Source organism: Rubrobacter taiwanensis, assembly GCF_004337705.1.
Taxonomy (GTDB): Bacteria; Actinomycetota; Rubrobacteria; order Rubrobacterales; family Rubrobacteraceae; genus Rubrobacter_C; species Rubrobacter_C taiwanensis.
The window spans coordinates 51,757-71,776 of record NZ_SKBU01000003.1 but is presented as its reverse complement, the minus strand read 5'-3'; the positions used below and the strand labels follow the sequence as shown (position 1 = coordinate 71,776).

15 protein-coding genes and 1 riboswitch are annotated in these 20,020 nt (G+C 69.1%); of the genes, 8 read left to right on the top strand and 7 right to left on the bottom strand.

All coding sequences use genetic code 11. The features are described from left to right. Positions 1 to 6: 6 nt before the first annotated feature. Positions 7 to 273 carry a hypothetical protein gene (locus E0L93_RS16675; RefSeq protein WP_481404381.1) on the bottom strand — a complete coding sequence of 89 codons (267 nt, stop codon included), beginning with the start codon at positions 271 to 273 and terminating at the stop codon, positions 7 to 9. A gap of 310 nt (positions 274 to 583) precedes the next feature. On the opposite strand from E0L93_RS16675, the gene mutL reads away from it, so the two are divergent. Then, positions 584 to 2,125, top strand: coding sequence for a DNA mismatch repair endonuclease MutL (gene mutL / locus E0L93_RS01365; protein WP_165874092.1), 1,542 nt, complete (start codon positions 584 to 586; stop codon positions 2,123 to 2,125). A gap of 20 nt (positions 2,126 to 2,145) precedes the next feature. On the opposite strand, the gene E0L93_RS15640 is transcribed toward mutL, so the two are convergent. Further along, positions 2,146 to 2,298, bottom strand: a complete 153-nt coding sequence (locus tag E0L93_RS15640) for a hypothetical protein (RefSeq protein ID WP_165874091.1) — start codon at positions 2,296 to 2,298, stop codon at positions 2,146 to 2,148. Between the two features lie 120 nt (positions 2,299 to 2,418). On the opposite strand from E0L93_RS15640, the gene ggt reads away from it, so the two are divergent. Next, positions 2,419 to 4,017 carry a gamma-glutamyltransferase gene (gene ggt, locus E0L93_RS01360; protein ID WP_207890259.1) on the top strand — a complete coding sequence of 533 codons (1,599 nt, stop codon included), beginning with the start codon at positions 2,419 to 2,421 and terminating at the stop codon, positions 4,015 to 4,017. 2 nt (positions 4,018 to 4,019) lie between these two features. Here ggt and E0L93_RS01355 read toward each other — a convergent pair whose 3' ends face one another. Both E0L93_RS01355 and E0L93_RS01350 read right to left on the bottom strand, forming a co-directional pair. Further along, the gene (locus E0L93_RS01355; protein WP_132687456.1) at positions 4,020 to 4,919 is read right to left on the bottom strand and encodes a PhzF family phenazine biosynthesis protein; all 900 of its coding nucleotides are present in this window, start codon (positions 4,917 to 4,919) and stop codon (positions 4,020 to 4,022) included. Between the two features lie 9 nt (positions 4,920 to 4,928). Continuing rightward, a complete protein-coding gene (locus tag E0L93_RS01350; protein WP_132687454.1) occupies positions 4,929 to 5,582 on the bottom strand; it encodes a PRC-barrel domain-containing protein in 654 nt (217 codons plus the stop codon). A gap of 147 nt (positions 5,583 to 5,729) precedes the next feature. On the opposite strand from E0L93_RS01350, the gene E0L93_RS01345 reads away from it, so the two are divergent. Next, positions 5,730 to 8,405 carry an ATP-dependent Clp protease ATP-binding subunit gene (locus E0L93_RS01345; protein WP_243638057.1) on the top strand — a complete coding sequence of 892 codons (2,676 nt, stop codon included), beginning with the start codon at positions 5,730 to 5,732 and terminating at the stop codon, positions 8,403 to 8,405. A gap of 65 nt (positions 8,406 to 8,470) precedes the next feature. Further along, entirely contained in the window at positions 8,471 to 8,608 is a 138-nt protein-coding gene (locus E0L93_RS15635) for a hypothetical protein (protein WP_165874090.1), read from the top strand. Positions 8,609 to 8,611: 3 nt separating this feature from the next. Here E0L93_RS15635 and glgP read toward each other — a convergent pair whose 3' ends face one another. Then, positions 8,612 to 10,714: an alpha-glucan family phosphorylase gene (glgP, locus tag E0L93_RS01340; RefSeq protein ID WP_165874089.1), complete on the bottom strand. Its 2,103-nt coding sequence runs from the start codon at positions 10,712 to 10,714 to the stop codon at positions 8,612 to 8,614. Between the two features lie 181 nt (positions 10,715 to 10,895). Here glgP and E0L93_RS01335 point away from each other — a divergent pair, with 181 nt between their 5' ends. Further along, positions 10,896 to 11,819 carry a sugar phosphate isomerase/epimerase family protein gene (locus tag E0L93_RS01335; RefSeq protein ID WP_132687451.1) on the top strand — a complete coding sequence of 308 codons (924 nt, stop codon included), beginning with the start codon at positions 10,896 to 10,898 and terminating at the stop codon, positions 11,817 to 11,819. An 88-nt stretch (positions 11,820 to 11,907) separates the two neighbouring features. Then, entirely contained in the window at positions 11,908 to 13,332 is a 1,425-nt protein-coding gene (locus E0L93_RS01330; protein WP_132687449.1) for a DHA2 family efflux MFS transporter permease subunit, read from the top strand. On the opposite strand, the gene E0L93_RS01325 is transcribed toward E0L93_RS01330, so the two are convergent. Beyond that, entirely contained in the window at positions 13,325 to 14,287 is a 963-nt protein-coding gene (locus tag E0L93_RS01325) for an alpha/beta fold hydrolase (protein WP_165874088.1), read from the bottom strand. The genes E0L93_RS01330 and E0L93_RS01325 overlap by 8 nt on opposite strands. Positions 14,288 to 14,436: 149 nt before the next feature. Here E0L93_RS01325 and E0L93_RS01320 point away from each other — a divergent pair, with 149 nt between their 5' ends. Both E0L93_RS01320 and E0L93_RS01315 read left to right on the top strand, forming a co-directional pair. After that, entirely contained in the window at positions 14,437 to 14,892 is a 456-nt protein-coding gene (locus E0L93_RS01320) for a MarR family winged helix-turn-helix transcriptional regulator (protein WP_132687445.1), read from the top strand. 7 nt (positions 14,893 to 14,899) lie between these two features. Beyond that, positions 14,900 to 18,187: an efflux RND transporter permease subunit gene (locus E0L93_RS01315; protein WP_132687444.1), complete on the top strand. Its 3,288-nt coding sequence runs from the start codon at positions 14,900 to 14,902 to the stop codon at positions 18,185 to 18,187. Position 18,188: 1 nt separating this feature from the next. On the opposite strand, the gene E0L93_RS01310 is transcribed toward E0L93_RS01315, so the two are convergent. Further along, entirely contained in the window at positions 18,189 to 19,862 is a 1,674-nt protein-coding gene (locus tag E0L93_RS01310; RefSeq protein WP_165874087.1) for a M14 family metallopeptidase, read from the bottom strand. 57 nt (positions 19,863 to 19,919) lie between these two features. Next, positions 19,920 to 20,012: riboswitch (TPP riboswitch) on the top strand. Positions 20,013 to 20,020 lie beyond the last annotated feature (8 nt).

The window sequence follows — 20,020 nt, the reverse complement described above, 5'->3', positions numbered from 1 at the left end:
CGCCAATTACTGATATTCTATTATCATTAAGTTCTGAAGGGAGGGGGGAGCAGGCGCCCTCTCCGTTCTGTTGCAGGGAAGGCTCTGGAAGGGAGGCAGCTTTTGAAGCGGATGCTCTTTCTGGCGCTGGTGGCGATGATGTCTCTGGCGCTCTTTGCTCCGGCGGCGCTGGCCAACGGTCACGGCCACGACCACGCTCACGAGGAGGCCCACGAGCACGCCGGCCACGATCACGGTGCTCACGAAGGGCACGAGCACGCCGGCCACGATCATGGTGCCCACGATCATGGCTACGAGGCCTTGCCTGATTCCGGCGGCCCTTCGCCGCTGGTTCTCGCCGCCGCTCTGATGGCTGCCGGGTTTGGCGGTCTGTCGGTTCTCGCGGCCCTCCGGCGGCGCGTCTAGACTCTACTGGAGCTGAGCGCGGGGGTGGAGCCTGCCCGCCCCTGCGCCGGCGTTTTTGAAGGTAGCGGGAAGCCTGTCCGCCGGGGAAAATAAAGGGATGGAGTCTACAGGTGCTGGTGGGCCGGCCACTATCTTTCCCTGGCTTCTGGCCGAGGGGGTTGGGGAGTACGGGAGGCGGGTGCGCGTTCTTCCGCCGGAGGTGGCGCACCGCATCGCGGCCGGGGAGGTGATAGAGCGCCCGGCGTCTGCCGTCAAGGAGCTGGTCGAGAACGCTCTAGATGCCGGGGCCTCCCGCGTGGAGGTCGAGATAGAGGGTGGGGGAGTGGATCTTATCCGGGTCCGGGACGACGGATGCGGGATGTCGCCCGGGGATGCCGAGCGCTCCGTCCTGCGGCACGCGACGAGCAAGATCTCCACCGCGGAAGACCTGGCCTGCGTGGACTCTTTGGGCTTCCGGGGTGAGGCGCTGTATGCGATAGGGGCGGTCTCCGAGCTGGCGCTGGCGACCCGCGAGCGGGGCCGCAGGCTCGCCACCCGCGTTCACGTCCTGGCCGGGAGGCCGGCTGGAGTTACGCGGGAGGCGCGCGAGCCCGGAACCACGGTCGAGGTGCGCAACCTCTTCTTCAACCTGCCGGTGCGGCGGGGGTTTCTGGGTACCGCCCGGTCGGAGGCGAACGCGGTGGTATCCGCGGTGCAGGCCCTCGCCCTGAGCTGCCCGGGGGCAGGGTTCTTCCTGAAGGTGGACGGCCGGGGGGCGCTGGCGATCCCCGCTGCCGGCGGCTTGCGGGAGCGCATCGCCCAGGTACACGGGCTGGAACTGGCGCGGGCGCTCATCCCGGTCCGGGGCGGGACCGTCTGGGGCTACGTCAGTCCCGTCGAGGTTGGGTTCCCGACCCGCCGCTATCTGCACGTCGCCGTGAACGGGCGGGTGGTGGAGCCGGACTCGTTCGCGCCGGCGGTGACGAAAGCCTACGCGGACCTCTTGCCCAGAGGCCGGCATCCGGCGGCCTTCCTGCGGCTGGAGCTCGGGGCGGGCGAGGTGGACGTGAACGTGCACCCGGCCAAGAGCGCCGTGCGGCTGCGGGGCGGCCGGTCGGCCTACCCGCTGGTGGTGGGCGCGATCCGCGCGGCGCTGGAGCTGGACCGGGAGGAGAAGAGCCGGGGCGGCGCTCCGGAGGAGGAAGACCCCGGGCTTGAGCCCATCGGGCAGTTCGCGGGGCGGCTGATCCTGGCGCAGCGCGGCGAGGAGCTCCTCATCCTGGACCAGCACGGGGCGCACGAGCGCATCCTCTACGAGCGCCTCTCGCGGCGGCCGGCCGGCGAGCCCCGGACGCTCCCCGAGCCGGTGGTCGTCCGGCTGCTCTCTGGGGATCTGACCTCCGAGGTATGGGAGCTGGAGGGTGAGCTGGAGCGGCTGGGGTTCCGGTTCGAGGCGTTCGGGGCGGACGCGGTGCGCGTTCTAGCCGCGCCGGAGGAGGTCGGGGAGCCGGGTTCGGCGTTCACGGCCGCCCTGGAAGCGCTGGCCGGCGGGGAGGATCTGGCCAAAGCCCTCGCCTGCCGGGGCTCGGTCCGGTTCGGGGCCGCGCTCTCGCCGGAGGAGATGGCTTCCCTGCTGCGGTCCTGGAGCGCGTGCAGCTTCCCGGAGGTCTGTCCGCACGGGCGGCCGATCGTTAAACGCCTGCGCCTCGCGGACATCCTGCGCGAGTTTGGGCGGGGATAGACTGGAAGAGGTGCGGCGTCTCAGTCCTCCTCGCTCAGGGCGCGGCCCAGCTCCATGATGGTCGGGGCCCACAGCCCGACGAAGATGCCCTCGTTGCGGCGGCCGCTGGTAAAGAGCAGCAGCGATACGATTATTGAGATCAGGGTCCCGGCTATGTAGATCTCGCGGCTCAAACGATGGTACCTCCTGCTCGTGTGGACCGGCACGTTACCTATGAAACATCAATTAACCTGCTGGTAAGATCATGCACTGTAATATCTGACACAGGTTTTCAGCGTAGAGGGAGGAGAGGCTTGAGAGACTATCTGCGGCCGGACTCCGGCGGGCGCTCGACGGTCTTCGGGACCCGGGGAGCCGTGGCCTGCGAGCATCCGCAGGCGGCTCTGGCGGGGATCCGGGTGCTGGATGCGGGCGGCAACGCCGCCGACGCCTGCGTCGCGATGGCCGCGGCGATGGCCGTGCTCGGCCCGATGAAGACCGGCATGGGCGGGGACGCGTTCCTGCTCTACTACGACGCCGCGACCGGCGGCATCCGGGGGCTTAACGGTTCGGGCGGAGCTCCCCGCGGCCTGACGCTCAAGAACCTCCGGGAGCGAGGGCTCTCCGGGATGCCCGAGCGCGGCGGCCTGACCGTGACGGTGCCCGGCGCGGTGCGCATGTGGGAGGACGCGAACCGTGAGCTCGGGCGCCTGCCGCTCGCCGATCTGCTGGAGCCGGCATACGGCTTCGCCGAGGAGGGGTTCCCGGTCTCCGAGGTGGTAGCCCGGTACTGGAAGGGGGCGGAGGGGCTGCTGCGGAAGAACGCGGCCGCCGCCCGCACGTTCCTGCCGGGGGGACGCGCGCCGGAGCCGGGGGAGCTCTTCCGCCAGCCGGACCTCGCGCGTACCATAGCCGCCGTGATGGAGGAGGGGGCCGGCGCCTTCTACGGGGGAGAGGTGGGCCGCAGCATCGCCCGATCGGTGCGGGAGGCCGGCGGTTACCTGAGCGAGGAGGACCTCGCCGCCCACCGGTCGCTGTGGGTGGAACCCGTCTCCACCAGCTACCGGGGTATCACGGTGCATGAGATACCGCCCCCGGGACAGGGTGTGGCCGCGCTGGAGATGCTGAACATCCTGGAGGGCTTCGACCTCTCGGATCTGGACGCTCTGAGTGCCGACCGCATCCACCTCGAAGCCGAGGCCAAAAAGCTGGCCTTCGACGACCTGCACGCGAAGGTCGGAGACCCGGACTTCGGGGAGATCCCGACCGCCGAGCTCCTGAGCAAGGAGTACGCGGCGAAGCTGCGCAGCCGCATCTCGCTCTTCCGGGCCGCCGAGGCCGCCGAGCCCGCTCTGGGCAGCGACACGACCTACCTCTGCGCCGTGGACGCTGAAGGAAACGGCTGCTCGTTTATCAACAGCCTGTACATGGGCTTCGGCAGCGGCGTCGTGGCGGAGGGCACGGGCGTCTGCCTCCAGAACCGGGGCAGCTCCTTCCGGATCATCGAGGGGCACCCTAACGCGCCGGAGCCCGGCAAGCGCCCCCTGCACACCATAATCCCGGGGCTCGCCACGGAGGAGAACGGCGCCCTCTGGGCCGTCTTCGGCGTGATGGGCGGCCCGATGCAGCCCCAGGGACATGCCCAGCTACTCGTCAACCTCATAGACTACGGCATGAACCCGCAGCAGGCCGTGGACCATCCCCGGCACTTCCATCACGAGGGAACGCTGCTCCTCGAAGGCCGTGTCCCGGAGCGCGAGGCCGACCGGCTGCGGGATATGGGCCACCGGGTGGAGGTCGGAGCGGACTACGCGATCCCTACCGGCGGGGCGCAGCTGATCCGGGTGAAGGAAGACGGCGTGCGGGCCTGCGGCAGCGACCCCCGCAAGGACGGCTGCGCGCTGGCGCAGTAGAGCTAGTCCGGGACCTCCATCGTGCCCTCGCTCACCAGCACCGAGGAGCCGCCGACCCGGACCTCCGCAACCTCACCGGCCCGCCTGTCCGCCTCGACGTGCAGGATGCTGGGGCGGCCCAGCTCGAAGCCCTGCTCCACGACCCAGCGCAGCGTGCCGTCCCGGGCTCCATCCCGCGCGCCGAGGTAGCCGCCCAGCGCCGCAGCGGCGGAGCCGGTGGCCGGGTCCTCCTCCACGCCCAGCGCCGGGGCGAACATGCGGGCGTGCAGGTCGGAGCCGGCGCGCTCGGTCTCGCGGGCGAAGACGAAGATGCCCCTCGCCCAGTAGCCCGCCAGCAGCTCCTCCCACAGAGCCCGGTCTACCCGGGCCCGCCGCACGGCGTCCAGACCACGCGCCGGCACGAAGAGGAACGGCACGCCGCAGGAGACCGCCTGTGCGCCGTCAAGCAGGTCTCCCTCTCCGAGCGAGAGCACCGCCGCCAGACCGTCCGGGGGTGGCGGCCCGAACTCCGGCGGCTGCGGCGCCCGGAGCCGGCAGAAGACGGGCCTGCCGCCTCTGGCCCGGATCTCCACCCGCACCGGACCGGCACCCTCCTCGAAGACGACCTCCGTTCCCTCGCCCGAGAGCTCCAGCTCGCCGGTCTCCGCCAGCACGTGAGCCGCGCCGAGGGTGGGGTGCCCGGCGAAGGGCAGCTCGGTGCCGGGGGTAAAGATCCTGAGCCGCCGCGCGTGCCGCGCCTCCCGCGGCGGGAAGACGAAGACCGTCTCCGAGTAGCCGAACTCCGCCGCTACGCCCTGCATCTGCTCCACGCTCAGCCCTCTCGCGTCCGGCAGAACGGCGAGCTGGTTGCCGCCGAAGATGCGGTCGGTGAACACGTCCGCCGTGTAGAAACGGTATCGCATGGCTCCCTTTCAACCTCTGCTCACGTCCGTGGTGTCCACCTCCCGCACGCCGGAGAGAGCCCGGATCTCATCCACCAACTCCCGCAGATCCTCCCCGGAGCCGACCGAGCCCGAGAGCTCCACGACACCGTCCCGCACGCTCCGGACCTCAACGCCCGTGCCGTCCACCAGGAGAGAGATCTCGTCCTCCAGATCCTCGACCTCGCGCATGTGAGGGGCCACCTCCTCCTCGCCGGTCTCGGGGTCTATGTAAGCGTCGTTCCTGGGATAGCCGGACTCCGGCGGGGTGTGGGTCTCGTCCTCCCAGTCCTCGCGCACCAGATCCTCCGGAGCCTGGGCCTCGGCAGGAGATGCCGGCTCGCCGGCGAACTGCCCCTCGTGCCGGCGGCCGCCCGCCGCCTCACCGGCGCGATCCTCAGGCTCCACACCCGGGCGGTCGGGGTGGAAGGTGACGAAGTCCACCTCCGGCTCCAGCGTGATGGCGGTGACCGGAATCTCGAACCGCTCCTCACCCCGCTCCACCAGCACGTGCGTTACGGCACCGGACGCCTCGTCCGTGAGCACGTCGGAGATCCGGCCGACGACATCCCCCTCCACCGTCCTCACCTCAAGACCCGTGAATCCGCGCTCGCTCATGTCCCAATCCTCCTTCGTCTCGCCCATACACACTTATACCCTACCCCGCCTCTCTTGATATGTACGCTTAGGGTAATAAAATATGAGCGTGACATGCTCAACATTGACGGTATGGGACGAGCGTATCTCTTCCCTGGAGTGGGAAGGATCTTTTTTCGGGAGGTTATCTTTCAGATGATATGCGAGCGTTGTCAGCAGCGGCCGGCGAGCGTGCAGTTTCTGCAGCGCCAGGGCGATCAGCGGCGGGAGAGCTATCTCTGCACGCAGTGTGCGGCCGAGCTGGGTTTGATCGGGGGGCACGGCGGGGCCGTGGATCCGTTTGAGATGTTGCAGAATCTGCTCATACAGCAGGCTCAGGGGCCGCAGGGTTTCTTTGAGGCGCTGACCGGGGAGGCGCAGCGGGCTGTGATGCGGGCCCGGGAGGCGGCTGCCGGGACGTCCGGGGCCAATACCATAGGGACCGACCACCTGCTGGCCGGGGTTGTGTCCGGGCAGAACGTTGCGACGGAGGCTCTGCAGCGCGTCGGGGCCGACGTCGAGGGGCTGCGCCGGAGGTTTCAGGAGATGAAGGGCGATCCTGGGGATCGGGTGTACACCTTCACGCCGAGCGCCAAGCGGGCGCTTCAGCTCGCCTTCTCGCAGGCCCGCAGGATGGGTTCGGCGCAGGTAGGTGTTGAGCATCTGCTGCTGGGCATGATCGCCGAGGGCGACGGGAACGCCTACCAGCTCCTCTCGCAGCACGGCGCGGGCGACCGGGATGCGATCATGCGCGAGATCATGCGCCTCTTGCAGCAGCGCGGCGGTGGGGCGCAGATGGGGATGCCGGGAGCTGCTGCCGGCGCGGGCGGTCCGGGGATGCCCGGAGGTCCGCAGGGGCCTTCTCAGAGCCGGACGCCGGTCCTGGATCAGGTCAGCCGCGACCTCACGCAGCTGGCGCGCGATGGCGAGCTCGATCCGGTCATCGGCCGGGCCGAGGAGATCGCGCGCGTCGTGCGCATCCTCAGCCGCCGCACCAAGAACAATCCGGTGCTCATCGGAGAGGCCGGTGTGGGCAAGACCGCCATCGCCGAGGGGCTCGCCCAGCGGATAGTCTCCGAGGACGTGCCGGAGATTCTCAAGGGCAAGCGCGTGCTGGCGCTGGACGTCGGCGGGCTGGTTGCGGGCACCCGCTTCCGCGGGGACTTCGAGGAGCGCATGAAGCAGATGCTCCAGGAGCTGCAGCAGGAGGAGAAGAACATCATCCTGTTCATCGACGAGCTGCACACCATCGTGGGCGCCGGCGGGGCCGAGGGGGCGGTGAACGCCTCCAACATGCTCAAGCCCGCGCTTGCCAGAGGCGAGCTTCAGGTCGTCGGGGCGACCACGCTCGACGAGTACCGCAAGCACATAGAGAAGGATGCCGCTCTGGAGCGCCGCTTCCAGCCGGTGCTGGTGGAGGAGCCGAGTGTGGGCGACACCGTCCAGATCCTGTTCGGTCTCAGGGACCGCTACGAAGCGCACCACCGGGTCAGGATCTCGGACGAGGCCATAATCGCGGCCGCCGAGCTCTCCGAGCGGTACATAACCGACCGGTTCCTCCCCGACAAGGCCATAGACCTGCTGGACGAGGCCGCCGCCGAGGTGCGGCTGCGCTCCCAGGTGCCGCCGGTGGACTTCAAGCGCATCGAGGAGCAGATAGCCGCCGCCGAGCGCGAGAAGGAGGAGGCCGTACGGCAGGAGGACTACCAGCGGGCGGCCGAGCTCAAGCAGCGCATAGAGCAGCTCAAAACCGAGCGCGAGCGTCAGCGCCAGGGCTGGGCCGGCAGCCGGGAAGCCAACGCCCCGGTCGTCCGGGAGGAGGACATAGCGCGCATCCTGGAGGAGTGGACCGGGATCCCGGCCACCAGGATCGTCGAGGAGGAGGCCCGGAAGCTGCTGCGCCTGGAAGAGGTGCTGCACGAGCGGGTCGTCGGCCAGGAGCGGGCCGTGAAGGCCGTCTCGGAGGCCATAAGGCGCGCGCGGGCCGGCATCAAGGACCCGAAGCGGCCGGTGGGCAGCTTCATCTTCCTCGGGCCGACCGGCGTGGGCAAGACCGAGCTGGCCCGCACCCTGGCCGAGTACCTCTTCGGTTCTGAGGACGCCATGATCCGCATAGACATGAGCGAGTACCAGGAGCGGCACACCGTCAGCCGGCTGGTGGGCGCGCCTCCGGGCTACGTCGGCTACGAGGAGGCCGGCCAGCTCACCGAGCAGGTCCGGCGCAAGCCCTACAGCGTGGTGCTCTTCGACGAGATCGAGAAGGCCCACCCGGACGTCTTCAACACGCTGCTGCAGGTGCTCGACGACGGACGGCTCACCGACGCGCAGGGACGCACGGTGAACTTCCAGAACACCATCATAATCATGACGTCGAACGTCGGCAGCCAGCACCTGGTGAGCGACCGGCAGTTCGGGTTCACCGCCCGGGACGGGGTGGACTTCCGGGAGACCGAGCGGCGGGCGCTGGATGCTCTGCACCGTGCCTTCCGGCCGGAGTTCATCAACCGGGTGGACGAGATCATAGTCTTCCAGCCGCTTGCGAAGGAGGACGTGATCCGGATCGTAGAGATCATGCTCGCCCGGCTGAACCGGAACCTCAAGGCGCAGCAGGTGCAGGTTGAGGTCACGCAGGAGGCCAAGGAGTTCCTGGTCGAGGAGGGCTACGACCCCAAGTTCGGGGCCCGGCCGCTCTCCCGCGCCATCCGGCGCCACCTGGAGAACCCGCTCTCCAGCCGCATTATCGAGGGCGAGTTTGAATCCGGCGACACGGTCATCGTGGACCGTGCCGAAGACGGCCTCTCCTTCACCGTTGGGGAGAGGGTGCCCTCCTGAGATGTGGGGGATCGAGGGGCTCCCCGGCTACGTCCGGGGAGCCTTTGCCTTATGATGGAGCTACTGTGGACACCTGTCTGGTGAACGAGGTCGAGCGGCTGTGGCGGCAGGGGCTCTCCCCGGAGGAGATAGCCGCCGGCATGGGCGTAGACGAGGAGTGGGTGCGGGAGGTCGTGGCGCTGCTGGAGGAGGAAGCGCTTTAGCCCTCACCCTTCCCGGCGGGATCTTCCCGGACTCGTCCCGGCGCGCGGGAAGTAGAGGCGTTCGGCGTACTCCCGGACCATCCGCTGGGTGGAGAAGGCAGGCGCCACGGTCTTCACGGCTCGCTTCATGACCGCTACCCAGCCCTCCGGCACCCCCGAGCCCTCCCTCCGGTAGTAGAGGGGGACTATCTCCTCCTCCAGCGTCCGGTAGAGCGAGTCGGCATCCGCAGCGTCCTGCTCCTCCGGCGAGGCGTACTTCCGTTCCTCTCCGATGGCCCAGCCGTTCTCGCCGTCATAAGCTTCGCACCACCAGCCGTCGAGCACGGAGAAGTTGGGCGCGCCGTTGAGCGCGGCCTTCTGGCCCGAGGTTCCGCTGGCCTCCAGCGGGCGGCGGGGGTTGTTGAGCCAGACGTCCGAGCCCTGCACCAGGTGGCGGGCGATATTCATGTCGTAGTCTTCCAGAATGACGAAGCGGCCGGCGAGCCCCTCCTCTTCGGATGCCCGGTAGAGGGCCCGGATGAACTCCTTGCCCGGTTCGTCGGCCGGGTGGGCCTTGCCGGCGAAGACGAACTGCACGGGCCGGCCGGGCCCGTGCACGATCCGCTTCAGCCGCTCGATGTCGGAGAGGATCAGGGTCGCCCGCTTGTAGGTGGCGAAGCGGCGTGCGAAGCCCAGAGTGAGGGCCTCTGGGTCGAACGCGGGCAGCGGCGGGAGGCCGGCCCGCTCGCGCTGTGCTCGCAGCCGCTCCTCTACGAAGCGGAGCATCCGCTCTTTTAGCTTCAGGTGCACCCGCCACAGCTCCCCGGCGGGGATCTCGCGCACGAATTCCCAGACTGCCGGATCTTCTACCCGCTCCCGCCAGGCCGGCCCGGCGTATTCGTCGAAGAGCTCGCCCAGCTCGCCCGCGAGCCAGCTCCAGGTGTGGACGCCGTTGGTGATGTGGGTGATGGTGCTCCCGTTGCCGGAGAAGAGGTTGCCCCACATCCCGCGCGTGACCTCGCCGTGCAGCTCGGAGACGGCGTTGCGGGCGCGGGAGAGCCGGAGGGCCAGCACGGTCATGTTGAAGGTCGGCCCCCACTCCTCTTCCCTGTGCCCCAGGTTCCAGAGCCCCTCCCGGTCCGTTCCCAGAGCCCGCGGCCAGCCGCCCATGAACTCCCAGAACAGCTCGGGGGAGAACCGGTCGTGCCCGGCGGGGACGGGCGTGTGGGTGGTGAAGACCGAGCTCTCCGCGACGAGCTCGCGCGCCTCTTCGAAGGAGCGCCCCCCGGCCACGAGCTCGCGTATCCGCTCCAGCCCCAGAAAGGCGGCGTGTCCCTCGTTCATGTGGTAGACGTCCGGGTGCAACCCGGCGGCCCGGAGCGCCCGCACACCTCCGACGCCCAGGATCAGCTCCTGCGCGAGGCGTACCCTCTCGCCTCCGCCGTAGAGCCGGGCGGTGAGGCGGCGGTCCTCTTCCCGGTTCTCCGGAATGTCCGCATCCAGCAGCAGCAGCCGCACCCGGCCCACCCGGACCTCCCAGACCTTGAGCCTCAGCTCCCGGCCCGGCAGCTCCACGCTGACCCGGATCTCCTCCCCCGCTCCGTTGCGGACCAGCCGGAGAGGACGCAGCCCCGGCTCGAAGGACTCGTAGGCTTCCTCCTGCCGGCCTTCGGCGTTCAGGCGCTGGCGGAAGTACCCCTGCGCGTAGAGCACCCCGACCCCTACCAGGGGTACGCCGAGATCCGAGGCGCTCTTGAGGTGGTCACCGGCCAGAACCCCGAGACCGCCGGAGTAGATGGGGAGCGACTCGTGCAATCCGAACTCCATCGAGAAGTACGCTACCGGATCACGAGAACCGTCCTCCCGGAAGGGGCGCTCCCCTCCCTCGAGGTAGGCGCCGAAGTCCCGCATCACGCGCTCGTAGAGCGCTGCGAATCCGGGATCTGATGCGGCCGCCCGCAGGCGATCTGTCTGAGCCAGGAGCCGGATCGGGTTGTGATCCGTACTCTCCCAGAGCCCGGGGTCCAGGCGGCGGAAGAGCTCCTGAGCCTCAGGACTCCAGGTCCACCACAGATTGTACGCCAGCTCCGGTAGCCGGGACAGTTCTCCGGGGATGTCATGCCGCATAACGGTTACCGCCTCTCCTCGACTCTCACGGACGGGAGGAATTTTAGGTGGTTCGTCCGCCATTGCCAGCGATCCACGCTTTTAACGGGTTTTTATCACGGATTTGACGGGGGTTTAACCCGAACGTCTCCTCTCCGGGTTAACGTGGTGTCCGGCTGAACCACCCGAGAGGAAGGATGCAATGGAGTTTCAGAGCGTCGGCATCAATCTGAACGGAACCCATCTGGGCGACGTGTCGGAGCTCGCCGCGGACCTCGAAGCGCTCCGGCGCGCAGGCCCGGACTTCGTGGAGGTCTGCCCGCACGGTCTGGGGGTGATCCTCGGCGGGCGGCTGGATGAGCGCCGGACGCAGGAGGTGGCCGGGGTGCTGGCCGACGCGGGACCGGCCTACACAGTGCACGCGCCACACCGCCTGAACCTGATGGACCCGGCCTCCTTCGAGCTGCACCGGGGGGCTCTGGAGGCCAGCGTGCGCTTCGCGGCGATGATCGGGGCGGACGTCGTGGTCTGTCACGCCGGGCAGCGGGTAAACACCCGCGATGCGCGCCACAGCCTGCGAGAGCAGCTCGCCGCCGAACGGGAGGCGCTGCGGCGGATAGGAGAGCTGGCGGGCAAACTCGGCGTGACGCTGGCCGTGGAGAACTCCTACCCGGAGCGACCCATACTGCGGGGAGAGGTCTACGCCTACGCCGCCTGGCCCTCGGAGCTGGCCGAGCAGGTGGCCGCCGTGGATCACCCGGCGGTCGGGATCTGCCTCGATGTGGGCCACGCGGCCGTCGCCGCGAGCTTCTTCGGCTTCGACTATCTGGCCGAGTGCGCCGCCGCCGCGCCGCTCGTCCGCCACGTTCACCTCCACGACAACCTGGGACGGCCCGAACCGGCGGAGGACGGAGCCGCTTTCGGGCTCGCCGAGCGCTCCGCCTACGGCTTCGGCGACCTGCACCTGCCGCCGGGGCGCGGGAGCCTCCCGCTGGAGCAGCTCCCGATCCTCCACCGCCCGAGCTGCTGCGTGGAGCTGCGAGCCGACCTGGGTCACCTGGCCGCCGAAGCCCTGGAGGCCGCCCGGCACCTCGGAGCACCGGAGGTGACCCGAGCCCCGGCCTGATCCCCGACTCCGGCGAACGCCTCCCGCCCCGAATCTGGGCGGGCTCTTTGCCGCCGCAACGTTCCGGGTGTATATACTAGACTCTGTTTTGAGCGAGGCGGCCGAGCATAGCGATCCCCGGCGGGTTTCCACCCGGCTGCTGCTGCTGGTTATAGTATCGGCGGTCTTCGTCTCGGTCCTGAACAACACGATGGTCAATGTTTCGCTGCCGGCGATCCAGGCCGGGTTCGGGGCTTCTGAGGGAGCTCTGGGGTGGGTGATCACGGGCTACATGCTGGCGTTCGCGGTCGGGATCCCGATCTACGGCCGTCTCTCGGACTTCTATAGCGCGCGTAAGATCTTCTGTATGGGGCTGCTTTTGCTTGCGGCGGGCTCGCTCCTGTGCGCGGTGGCCCCGAACCTGGTGTCGCTGGTGGCGGGACGCATCGTTCAGGGGGCCGGGTCCGCCGCGATGCCGGCGCTCTCCAGTGCGACGGTCGTGCGCGTACTGCCGCCGGGGGAGCGCGGCTCGGCGCTCGGCCTCATCGTCTCCAGCGTCGGGGTCGGGGCGGCGGTCGGGCCGGTCGTCGGAGGCGTGGTGACCCAGTTTCTGGGCTGGCCGTTCCTCTTCTACGGGACGCTCGGGCTCTCGGCCGTCCTGATCGCCGGCATCTGGAACCTGTTGCCGGACGTGGCGGGGGCAGCGGGCGGGCGGCGGGGGTTCGACCTGGTCGGGGGTCTGCTGCTGGCCTCCGCGGCGGGCCTGGCTCTCTTCGGCGTGACCGAGGGTCAGGCCGGCGGGTTCGCGTCCCCCGCCTCCTGGGGGAGCTTCGCCGCCGCCGCGGTCGCCGCTCTCCTCTTCGTGTGGCGCATCCGGAGCGCTCCGGAGCCGTTCGTCTCGCCCCGGCTCTTCCGCGCACCGGCGTACGTGGCCGCCTCGGTCGTGGGGTTCTTCACCATGCTGGCGAACCTCTCGTGCGTCGTGCTGGTGCCGCTCTTATTGGCCCAGGTCAACGGGCTCTCCCCCGGAGCGGTGGGGCTGGCGATGGTCCCGGCGGCAGTGGTGGTGGCCGGGCTCTCGCCGTATGCGGGCCGGATCTCGGACCGCCTGGGCTTCCGGCCGCCCATCGTCTTCGGGCTGCTCGCGCTCCTCATCTCCGTGCTCGCCATCTCCACCTTCGGAGCCGGGGCCCCGGCCTGGGTGGTGGCGCTGCTGCTGTGCGGTGTCGGCGTGGGATTCGCCTCCGTCAACTCACCCTCGATCAATGCCGCCGCAGCCGCCCTGCCGCCCCCGGAGGTGGGGGTAGGGCTGGGCATCTTCCAGATGCTCTTCTTCCTGGGCGGCGGGTTCGGACCGGCCATTCTGGGCGCGTTCCTGGCCTTCCGCCGCGAGGCCGGTGCCGACGCCCTCAACCCGCTCTACGTCCTCGATGCCGTACCCTACAGCGACGCCTTCCTGGCTATGAGCCCGGCGCTCATCCTCGCCCTCGCGGCCACGCTCTGGCTCCGGCGGCCCAAGGACGCCCTCAGGTAGCCCGGCGGCCGGCGTGTCCCGGCGAGCCGGAGCGCAGGAAGCGGCGGGAGATCTCGTTGAACTTCCCGGCCCGTTCGTCGTGGGGCAGCAGGGCGGCGTCGCGGAAGATCCTGAGGTTCGACCGCGGGTTGCCGTAGAGGAAAGCCTCCGCCTGACCGACGGGCGTCGTGCGGGCCTCGTTGCCCCAGACGATGAGGCTCTGGTGCGGAATCCGCGGGTACAGCCCCCGTACGTCCAGATTGAGCATCCCAGAGATGAAGGCCGCAGGCAGATACTTGGCGCCGGGCTGGTGGCTCGTCCGGTAGTATTGCTCCAGTACCCCCTCCGAGACCGCCTCCGGCCGGTGGTAGGCCATGTTCCGCAGGTAGTAGCGGAGGCTCGGGCGCGAGACTAGCGCATAGTAGAAGGGGTCGCCGAGGGGCCCGTAGAGCAGGCCGTAGAGAGCCCGGTTCAACCTCCCCGGCCTCCGGTTGAGACTCTGAAGACCGGTGGGGCAGATGAAGATGAGACGCCTGAAGAGCCGGGGACTGCGCACCGCAGCCGGCATGAAGAGCGCCGCCCCGAGCGAACTGGCGATCACGTGCGCAGCCTCCCCCACCTCCTCCCGTACAAAGTCCTCTAGCTGGTCAGTTATGTCTGCCGGCACGTATCTCCGGCGCGGCCGGTCAGATAGCCCGCAACCCAGAAGATCTACCGCGTAAACCCGGAAGCTGCGGGAGAGCTCACCGAAGTTGCGCCGGAACTCATGCGAAGAGGCCCCGGCGTAGATGCCGTGTACCAGCAGCACCGGCTCCCCCTCGCCCGCGACCGTGTAGGCAATCTTGCCCCCCCGCCACCGGTAGTAGCGGGTCACCTCCCCGAACGGGTTCTCCAGCAGCTCCCGCCCCCGGGCTAAACGCCGCACGTAGAGCGCCCCGGCCACCCCACCAGCCCCCGCCAGCAACTTCCACTTCATTCTCTGCACGTACCTCCAGCTCCTCGACGCAACCCGCAACATTCTAAACGCCCCCCGTTGACAGTTCCGGCCCCGCATGATATTTGTTTAACCCGCTTAATTAAGTAACTTAACTATTGTGAAAGCTATCACGGGGAGTGTGGGGCGGGATGGGGCGGCAAGAGATAGTGGACGAGATCCTCATGTTGCTGCCGGTACTGGGCCGGGAGCTGGGGCGGCCGAGTGCGGGGGAGCTGGAGGAGATCGTCCGGTGCGGGTTGCCGGTGGATGTGCAGCTCTCCACGGGGCACATTCAGGCTCTGATCGCGCTCAGCCGGGGCCCCCGTTCGGTGGGGGAGCTCGCGGAGGCGGTGGGGGTTTCGCGGCCGGCGATGACTCAGATTTTGGACCGGCTGGAGGGGCATGGGATGGTGCGCCGGCGGCCTCATCCTGGGGACCGGCGGGTGGTGCTGGTGGAGTACGTGCCGGTGATGCGGGAGGTTGCGGCCCGGCTCGTGAACCGTCGTCGGGCTTGGATCTCTCGGGTGGTAGATCGCATGAGTGAGGAGGAGGCCCGGGCCTTCCTGAAGGGGCTCAAGATGCTGGTGGCCGCTTCCGAGGAGTAGGGGTTCTATGCGCGCAATCGTCGGCTGGTGTCTGAAGAACCGTTCCGTGGTCGCGCTGGCGACGGTGCTGCTGGTGGCCGGTGGCACCTACGCGGCCGCGCAGCTCAATCAGGAGCTGTTGCCGGACATCGAGTTCCCGCTGGTCGTCGTCTCCACGCCGGTTCCCGGGGCCGGTCCCGACGTGGTGGACGAGCAGGTCACGCAGCCCATCGAGCAGGCCGTGGGTTCGGTAGAGGGGGTCGAGAGCGTTCAGACCACCTCGGCTCAGGGCTTCTCGGCGGTGGTGCTGGAGCTTTCGCTGGAGGCGGATGTTGGGGAGGCTTCGGACGAGATCCGGGCCGCGCTGGAAGGCGTAGAGCTGCCCGCGCAGGCGCAGCGGCCGGAGGTGCAGGAGCTCTCCGCTGCCGAGTTTCCGGTGATGAACGTCTCGCTCGCGGCCGGGGATGAGGATCTGGTAGCGCTCACGCGGTACGCCGAAGAGGAGGCAATCCCGCTTCTGGAAAGCGTCGAGGGCGTGGCGAGCGTGGATCTTCTCGGCGGAGCGGAGAGCGTGGCGCGGGTCGAGCTCTTGCCGGAGGAGCTGGAGGAGCGGGGCGTTTCGGCGGCGCAGGTGCTCGAGGCCATTCGGGGTGCGGAGGTCAACGCGCCGGTCGGAGACGTTCCGGTGGACGGCTTCTCTACCCCGGTGCGCGTCGTTGTGGAGGCCGGGGATCTGGAGGCCCTGAGGGACCTGCCCGTTGGGAGTGGGATACCCGCAGAGGCCGGGGGAGGTCCGGCAGGGGCTCCCGGAGGGGTGGTGGGCGGCTTCCCCGGCGGCGCTCCCGAGCCGGTACTGCTCGGGGATGTGGCGGAGGTGCGGGAGGTCGAGACCGATCTGGCGGGCATCTCGCGCACCGATGGGGAGCCCAGTCTGGGCCTCAGCGTCAGCAAGGAGCCCGAGGCCAACACGGTGGAGGTCTCGCGCCAGGTGGAGGCGGCGCTGGATGAAGTCCAGGGCGAGCTGGGTGAGGAGCAGGTCAAGGTCCTCTTCACCTCCGCAACGGCGGTCGAAAACTCGGTGAGCGGGCTCGTCGAGAAGGCCGTTCTCGGGGCGGTGCTGGCGCTGCTCGTGATCTTCCTCTTCCTCGGCACGCTGCGGGCCACGCTCGTCACGGCGGTCTCGCTGCCCACCTCGGTGCTGGCGGCGCTGCTCTTCTCGTGGGTGCAGGATCTGACGCTCAACATAATCACGCTGGCCGGGCTGACCATCGCCATCGGGCGGGTGGTGGACGACGCCATCGTGGTGCTGGAGAACTCCTACCGTTACATTCAGCGGGGCTACGGTCCGGATGAGGCGGCGCTCAGGGGCACCACGGAGGTCGCCAGCGCCATAACCAGCTCCACCCTCGTGGCGATAGCCGTCTTCCTGCCGCTGGGGCTGGTCGGCGGGATCGTGAGCAAGTTCTTCCTGCCGCTCTCCATAACGGTGGCTCTGGCGCTCGTGGCCTCGCTGGTGGTAGCGGTAACCCTCATCCCCGTGCTGGTGAGCGCCTTCATCCGGCGGCGGGACGTGCGGGAGGCGCCGCTAGCCGTGCGGGCGTATGCGGGATTCGCCCGCAGCCGGGGCTACAAGGTGGCCGCCGCGCTGACGGTCACTCTGCTCGCCGCCGGCGCCTACCTGCTGGCGGACACCTTCGGGCTCTTCGGCGTCCCCCCGGTCGCGGCCGCCGCGGGTGCGGTGGCCGCGGCGGCGATCTTCTTCGCCGTCGGCGGGCTGAGCCGGAGCGGGGAGGAGGGGCGGCTCGTGCGGCTCTACACGCCGGCACTGCGCTGGAGCCTGCGGTACCGGGCGGCGGTGCTGACGCTGGCGGCGGCTGCCTTCGCCGGCGGGCTCTTCGTGATCCCGCTGCTCCCGGTCAACTTCCTGCCCCCGAGCACCGAGCGCATCCTGGTCGCGGACATAGAGCTGGAGCCGGGGACGAGTCTGGAGCGCTCCGGCGGGGAGGTGCGGCCGTTCGAGGCGGTGATGATGGACGACCCCGGGGTCGAGAGCTACCAGATCTCGGTCGGCGGCGAGGACACCTTCACGCCTGACGCGCCGCTGCGCGGCGACGACGAGGCCCGGGCCTTCGTTATCGTTGGCGAGGAGGCCGGGGTGGAGGAGACCCGGCGGCGCCTGGAGCGGGAGGGGGAGGAGATCTTCGGGGAGGAGAACTTCCGGATCGCCGCCATAGAGCAGGGCCCGCCAGCCGGGGATCTGGAGGTGACCGTAACCGGCGACTCGCAGGAGGATCTGGAGGAGGCCGCGCAGCTGGTCGTGGACGAGCTGCGCGAGAACGAGGATGTCGCCAACGTGCGGACTACCGCCGGGGATGTCGCTCCGGAGGTGAACGTTGTGGTGGACAACCGGCGCGCCGCCGGGGCCGGGCTCTCGCCGGAGGCGGTCTCCGGCGTGCTCGCCGCCCTGTTCGGCAGCGATTTCGAGCTGGAGTTCGGGGGCGTGCCGGTCTCGCTCGGAGCTCCGGAGGAGTCGCTGAACTCGCTGGAGAAGATCCGGGGGCTCCCCCTCGCTCCCGGTGTGCGGGTGGGGGACGTGGCCGAGGTAGAGGAGGCCGAAGCTCCGGCGGCCATCACGCGCATCGACGGCGAACGGGCGGTCTCGGTGACCGGCCGCATCACCGTTCAGGATACCGACACCGTCTCGCGCGAGGTGGGCGAGGCCGTCTCTGAGCTCGACCTTCCGGTCGGGACCACGGCCAGCATCGGCGGCGTCTCCGAGGATATCGCCGAGAGCTTCCGCAACCTCGGGATCTCCATCGCGGTGGCCATCGCGCTGGTGTACCTGATCCTGGTCGTCTTCTTCAGCTCGCTGCTCTACCCGCTGGTGATCATGCTCGCCGTGCCGCTCACCACCGTCGGAGCGTTCGGCGCGCTGCTGATCACGAACACGGCGCTGAGCGTCCCGGCGCTGCTCGGGTTCCTGCTGCTCATCGGGATCGTGGTCTCCAACTCCATCTTGCTCATAGACTTCGCCACCCGGGCCCGGGAGCGACACGAGGACGCGGACGAGGCCGTCGTAGAGGCCGGCCGGGCCCGGCTGCGCCCGATCCTGATGACGGCGCTGGCGACCATCTTCGCCCTGCTCCCGCTGGGGCTGGGGCTGGCCGAAGGCGGCAGCCTGCTCATCTCCACCAGCCTCGCGCTCACGGTCATCGGGGGGCTCGCGACCTCCACGCTGCTGACGCTCTTCGTGGTCCCCGTGGGCTACTCGGTGCTGGAGAGCGCCCGGAGACGGTTGCGGGGCAAGAAGGCGTAGGCTACTCTGCTTCCAGCCGCAGGGTTCCGGCGCGTTCGCTCCGGACCTCTGCCCCTATCTTTCCCGGACCGCGCACGACCCATACCGCGCGGCGCCTGTAGTCCGAGGGGCGCCCGGCGAAGAACCCCGGCGATCTCCACGCGCCGCCGTCCAGCGCCGAACGCCCGGCGAGGTGCCCGAGCTTCGTGACCGGCTCGCCGGACTCCAGGCCCGCGCCGGCAGGCAGCGTGATTTCGGCCTCTAGCTCGCGTACCAGATTCCTCTCCAGCGCGAGCTGCGTGACGTTGGTGGGCAGGTATCCTGCGTTCTCGACCCGCAGCTCCACGCGCCGCAGCCCCGCGCCCAGCTCCCGGACATGCAGCTCCGCCTCCAGGTGCGGTCCGGCCGCGGCGTGGGAGACGGAGAAGAGGGCGACCTTGCGGCACTCCTCCTCCAGCAGGTGCGGGGGCGGGTTCTGGAAGGTGTACTTCGGACGCCAGCCCCCGATCTCCACCCTGCCGAGCTGCGGGTGCTCGAACTCCCGCCAGCGCACGAACCCCTTCCCGCCGAGCTCCGCGTCGTTCCAGCGCAGCAGCCTGAGCCCGTCCTCTTCCTTCGGGTTGCGGAAGAACTCTATGTAGTCCCGGATCTCCACCCCAGCCCTCTCCGCCATGGACCACAGCTCTATGGTCCAGGCGAGAACGCCGTAGCCCTCGTAGGCCCAGTCGTCGAACGTGCCGGTGATGGCGCGGTCGCGGCTGTAGCGGAAGTCGTGGTAGACGGAGAGGGGCGGGTAGCCTGTGATCTCGCGCCCCCGCTCCCCTATCGCCCGGTACGCGCCCAGGTCTTGCTCGGGCATCTTCTCGTCCGGCTTGTCCGAGTGAGGCCGCAGCAGCACGCCGGAGAAGGTGTGGTAGGTGTGCACCCCGAAGACGTTCTTGCGCTTCAGGATGAACTCCACCTGCGCCCGCGCCTCGGGTTCGGAGAGCGGGTACGGACCCGCACCCTCCTGACGCTCCTCGCCCTCCCAGGCGTAGGGATACTGGCGGTTCATGTCCAGCCCGTGGAGGGGGCGAGCGATCTTGATCTCGAACCCGTCATAGTCCCTGAGGTACCCTTCGCGGTAGAGGCGGTAATAAGTCCCGCCGAACTCGTCCGGCCCGCGCGGGATCATCAGGCGGTCATCGTGCTCCGAGACCTTCCACTCCCCGTTTTCGTCCTCCACCCGCATCTGCAGGATCTCGCCGTCCCCGTCTACGTCGTCCGCGTGCAACCCCGGCTCTTCTTCCTCGTAGGGCCAGGGCCGCACGGTGGCGCGCAGGGTGTGGGGCGTGGTCAGATACCGCTCCGCACCGTCGGGCGAGAGCCGCGGCAGGACGTAGAATGCCTTCTGATCCAGAAGACGCGTTACGCGCTCCTCCTCGCCGTAGCCGGAGAGCAGGTAGTCTACCAGGTAGAGCGCGGCCATCGAGCCGGTCACCTCCCCGGCGTGCGTGTTGCCGTCCACCCAGAACGCCGGCTTCTCCTCCGCCGGGCCGGTCGCGGAATTCGTGACCTCCGCGAGCCAGAGCTCCCGCCCCTCGTAGCTCTTCCCGATCGAGTAGACGCGGCATAGCTCGGGGTACTCCCTCGCCAGCCCGTGCAGCGCCGCACCCAGCTCCTCGTATCTCAGATACCGGTCGTAGCTCAGCCTCAAATTACCTCCTTCGCTCTTTCTTGCGGGCGCAAGATACCAGTATGCTATACTGAATTCCGAACACGCTAGGGGTGCCTCACCGAGGCTGAGAGCATACCCTCGGAACCTGAACCGGGTAGTACCGGCGGAGGGAAGCGTGGATACGGGCAGCGAGACTG

Coding starts and splice junctions, on each gene's coding strand:
- E0L93_RS01335 (WP_132687451.1), top strand. CDS start 10,896: ATGGAGTTTCAGAGCGTCGGCATCAATCTGAACGGAACCCATCTGGGC.
- E0L93_RS01355 (WP_132687456.1), bottom strand. CDS start 4,919: ATGCGATACCGTTTCTACACGGCGGACGTGTTCACCGACCGCATCTTC.
- E0L93_RS01320 (WP_132687445.1), top strand. CDS start 14,437: ATGGGGCGGCAAGAGATAGTGGACGAGATCCTCATGTTGCTGCCGGTA.
- E0L93_RS16675 (WP_481404381.1), bottom strand. CDS start 273: ATGATCGTGGCCGGCGTGCTCGTGCCCTTCGTGAGCACCGTGATCGTG.
- E0L93_RS01350 (WP_132687454.1), bottom strand. CDS start 5,582: ATGGGCGAGACGAAGGAGGATTGGGACATGAGCGAGCGCGGATTCACG.
- E0L93_RS01325 (WP_165874088.1), bottom strand. CDS start 14,287: ATGAAGTGGAAGTTGCTGGCGGGGGCTGGTGGGGTGGCCGGGGCGCTC.
- glgP (WP_165874089.1), bottom strand. CDS start 10,714: ATGCGGCATGACATCCCCGGAGAACTGTCCCGGCTACCGGAGCTGGCG.
- E0L93_RS01315 (WP_132687444.1), top strand. CDS start 14,900: ATGCGCGCAATCGTCGGCTGGTGTCTGAAGAACCGTTCCGTGGTCGCG.
- E0L93_RS01345 (WP_243638057.1), top strand. CDS start 5,730: ATGATATGCGAGCGTTGTCAGCAGCGGCCGGCGAGCGTGCAGTTTCTG.